The 4,191-nt window shown below is 39.7% G+C and carries 6 protein-coding genes; all 6 read right to left on the reverse strand.

Annotated elements, in window-relative coordinates; translation table 11 throughout:
* Nucleotides 1–183 (reverse strand): flagellar basal body protein (locus tag WB217_RS13775; protein WP_423993787.1); only part of this gene is annotated, 183 nt, incomplete at its 3' end.
* A gap of 2 nt (nt 184–185) precedes the next feature.
* Complete coding sequence (gene flgB / locus WB217_RS13780; protein WP_423993788.1) at nt 186–581, reverse strand: flagellar basal body rod protein FlgB; 396 nt, start codon at nt 579–581, stop codon at nt 186–188.
* A gap of 451 nt (nt 582–1,032) precedes the next feature.
* Nucleotides 1,033–1,812 carry a GTP-sensing pleiotropic transcriptional regulator CodY gene (gene codY, locus WB217_RS13785; protein WP_423993789.1) on the reverse strand — a complete coding sequence of 260 codons (780 nt, stop codon included), beginning with the start codon at nt 1,810–1,812 and terminating at the stop codon, nt 1,033–1,035.
* 169 nt (nt 1,813–1,981) lie between these two features.
* On the reverse strand, nt 1,982–3,385 hold the full coding sequence (hslU, locus tag WB217_RS13790; protein WP_423993790.1) for an HslU--HslV peptidase ATPase subunit: 1,404 nt from the start codon (nt 3,383–3,385) through the stop codon (nt 1,982–1,984).
* Nucleotides 3,386–3,404: 19 nt separating this feature from the next.
* Complete coding sequence (hslV, locus tag WB217_RS13795; RefSeq protein ID WP_423993791.1) at nt 3,405–3,947, reverse strand: ATP-dependent protease subunit HslV; 543 nt, start codon at nt 3,945–3,947, stop codon at nt 3,405–3,407.
* Between the two features lie 20 nt (nt 3,948–3,967).
* The coding region (locus tag WB217_RS13800; protein ID WP_423993793.1) for a tyrosine-type recombinase/integrase at nt 3,968–4,191 on the reverse strand (224 nt) is incomplete at its 5' end.

The following is a 4,191-nucleotide window of genomic DNA, read 5'->3' on the forward strand; positions in this document are numbered from 1 at the left end:
GTTTAAAAAAGATGAAAAACTGCCTTCCTTAGGTTCCAAAACAACCATTTTTCTGCGGTATGCTTTTCCGTCAACACCCCTGGTTGAATCGACATTAGCCATATTGGAAGATATAACATCCATCCTCAGCCGTTGAGCTGTCAAGGCTGAGGCAGTTGTATTCATGCTATGGAACATCGTCATAATTATTTCCCACCCCGTATAACAGTCTGAAGAGAATTAAACTTCCCGTTAATCCTTTCGGTTAATGCATTAAAATAAATCTGGTTTGTTGCAAGATCGGACATTTCTTTATCCAGGTCCACACTATTGCCATTCTCATTATAGTTAACATTATTTTTTATGACTGTACCTGAAAAAGCTCCATTACGGCTCTTAAAATCAAAATGGCGTCCGTCAGTCCTTTTAGCCTCGAATGACTGCCCGAGCGTCTCATGGAACACTTCTTTGAAACTAACATCTTTAGCCTTGTAATTTGGTGTGTCGACATTCGCGATATTTTGAGAAACAATTTTCTGTTTCAAGGATGAATAGTTTAATGCATTTTCCAGGGTTGATACGGTATTCGAAAACAACTTCAATATTTTCACCCCTTAGTTGTTAGGAAAGCTTTTTGCTGAATTTTGTAATTCTTTGGAGAATCTCGTCATATACACTTTATTGTAAAGAATCTGAAATAAACTGTCTATGTCCTTTCGGTTAATTTTTACCTTGCAATAGACATATTTTAAAAAAGGGGCTAAAAGTACTATATTTTTACCTTTATTGTTAATCGTTGTGAAAATAATCCAAATATTATAAAGGCAAATTCTAATTAGTGGTAAAAATGATTTAAAATTACATCTATTTTTTTAATTCGTTAGGTCTTTTCACTTAATATTTTTTGTTGAGGCGAAGTAGTAAAAGGGCAATTTTTGGAAATAATTACATATTTATTTTTTTCACGTAAAATATCTGAAATATTTTTGTAACAAATCCATTAAATCCCAATAAAAAAACCCACTGTTTATCCAGTGGGTTTTACATTTTTATTTAGTTGCTTTTAAGCTTTTCAAGTTCGAATAAGAACTTATTATTTAATACTTTAATATAAGTTCCTTTCATACCAAGGGAACGAGATTCAATTACTCCCGCACTTTCAAGCTTGCGAAGTGCATTTACAATTACTGAGCGTGTAATTCCCACTCTGTCCGCGATTTTTGAAGCAACAAGCAGGCCTTCCTTGCCATTCAATTCTTCAAAAATATGCTCAATTGCCTCTATCTCACTATAAGATAAAGAACTGATCGCCATTTGAACAACCGCTTTGCTTCGTGCTTCTCCTTCGATTTCCTCAGCTTTTTCACGAAGGATTTCCATACCTACAACCGTTGCGCCATACTCGCCAAGGATTAGGTCATCATCGTGAAACTGCTCTTCTAGGCGAGCCAGGATTAATGTTCCAAGACGCTCTCCACCGCCGATGATTGGCACAATTGTAGTTAAACCATTTTTGAAAAGCTCTTTGTTCTCAACTGGAAACGCAGTATATTCACTGTTCACATCAAGGTTCGGTGATGTTTCCTGGATGTTAAAAAGGTTTTTCGTGTATTCTTCTGGGAATTGGCGATCCTCAAGCATTTGCACCATACGTTCATTCTCAATTTGTTGGTTAATCGCAAAGCCTAATAGTTTGCCTCGGCGGCTAACAACAAAGATGTTCGCTTCGATAACTTCACTAAGTGTTTCTGACATTTCTTTAAAGTTTACTGGTTTCCCGGCAGCTTTTTGGAGCAGGGCGTTAATTTTTCTAGTTTTTGTTAGTAAGTCCATTATTTCTTCCTCCTATTTGCTTCAACAAAAATTACGTTAATTTCAATTGCTAGATTCAATACAAGCACATAGGCAGCCTCTATTTGTCTACCCTGTTGCGTATGCATTAAAACGGTAAACAATATAATAGGCTATATGCGCATATATTGTTGTATTATGGAAATGAGCCTTATAATATGAACTGGCTCAAATCTTTATCTCGAGAAATGACACCAAGCTTTTCCTCAACATATTGAGGAGTAATCGCTACTTTCTCCAAATTAATATCAGGTGCCTCGAAGCTAAGATCCTCAAGAAGTTTCTCAAGTATCGTCTGCAGCCTTCTAGCTCCAATATTGTCTGTGTTCTGATTAACTTCGTATGCTACTTCAGCAATCTTACGAATAGCATCGTCAGAAAATTCAATTTGTATACCTTCAGTTTCCAGTAATGCTTGATATTGTTTTGTCAGAGCATTATCAGGCTCTACAAGAATCCTGTAGAAATCCTCAACAGTAAGCTTCGTCAACTCTACCCTGATTGGGAAACGGCCCTGAAGCTCAGGAATTAGATCCGATGGTTTTGCCATATGGAATGCACCAGCAGCAATGAATAAGATATGGTCTGTTTTTACTGGGCCATATTTAGTATTCACCGTTGAACCCTCAATTACAGGCAAAATGTCACGCTGTACACCTTCGCGTGAAACATCTGCGCCTGAGCTGCCAGAATTCTTGCTGGCAATCTTATCGATTTCATCAATGAAGATAATACCCGCCTGTTCAGCACGGAATGTTGCTTCCTGCGTCACTTCATCCATATCGATAAGCTTTTGCGCTTCTTCGTTAATCAATACCTTCCTTGCTTCACGTACAGGGAGCTTGCGTTTCTTGCGTTTCTTCGGCATAAGACCGCCCAGTGCATCCTGCATGTTCATGCCCATTTGCTCCATGCCGGATCCCTGAAGCATGTCAAACATCGAAGGTGCCTGTTCTTCAACCTCAACCGTGATCAGCTCATCTTCAAGTTCGCCTAGTTCAAGCTTCTGCTTGATTAGTTTACGCTTCTCATATACCCCTAAGTCTTCTGTCTGGTTTGTTTCCTGTTCAGGCTGGTTCCCGCCACCAAACAGCATTTCCAATGGGTTCTTATAATTCGCCGACTTTTTTGCAGAAGGAACGAGCAGCTCGACTAAACGGCGGTTTGCATTTTCCTCTGCCGGCTCTTTAACACGCTGCATTTTTTCCTCTTTTACAAGTCTGATCGATGTTTCTACAAGATCCCTGACCATTGATTCTACATCACGGCCAACATATCCAACTTCGGTGAATTTGGTCGCTTCAACCTTTACAAAAGGCGCACTTACCAGTTTCGCCATTCTTCTGGCAATTTCTGTTTTACCTACCCCTGTTGGCCCTATCATCAAGATATTTTTAGGAATTACTTCATCTCTAATATTCTCAGCAAGTAAGCCTCTGCGGTATCGATTCCTTAGAGCTACTGCAACAGCTTTTTTAGCATCCTTTTGGCCGACAATATATTGATCGAGCCTTTCTACGATTTGCCTTGGAGTTAAATTGGTTGTCTGTTTCAATCTAAACACTCCTTTTCCGTTACAGTTCTTCTACGATTATATTGTGGTTAGTGTACACACAAATGTCAGCAGCAATTTCCAATGAGGATTTTGCTATTTCCTTCGCAGTCAAATGGTCACCAGCATATTGCTTCAGAGCCCTGCCTGCAGACAATGCATAATTCCCACCTGAGCCGATGGCAAGGATACCGTCATCCGGCTGAATTACTTCACCAGTGCCTGAGATCAGGAGCATGTCTGTTTCGTTCATAACGATCAGCATTGCTTCAAGAGTCCTAAGCACTTTATCGCTCCTCCATTGCTTTGCAAGCTCTACAGCTGCCCTCTGGAGATTACCATTGAATTCCTCAAGCTTTCCTTCATACATCTCAAACAATGTAAAAGCATCAGCAACAGAACCAGCAAAACCAGCAATTACTTTACCATTAAACAACTTTCGTACTTTCTTTGCTGTATGTTTCATCACAACCGCATTTCCAAAGGTTACTTGACCATCGCCTGACATCGCGGATTGACCTTTATGCTGTACAGCAAATATCGTCGTTGAGTGGAATTCTGACATCCTTTCGTCCTCCTTCTGGCTTATGCCCTCGGGTGATGTGACATATAGATATTTCGTAAATGCTCTTTCGTTACATGCGTGTAGACCTGAGTTGAAGAGAGAAACGCATGGCCCAGCAATTCTTGTACCGTCCTCATATCAGCACCATTGCTCATCATATGGGTTGCAAACGAATGACGGAGTTTATGCGGGTGGATTTTTCCGGTCAGAGCAGACTTTTCAATCAATTTATTTAATATTTCCC

This window comes from Mesobacillus sp., assembly GCF_049588175.1.
Classification (GTDB): domain Bacteria; phylum Bacillota; class Bacilli; order Bacillales; family Cytobacillaceae; genus Mesobacillus.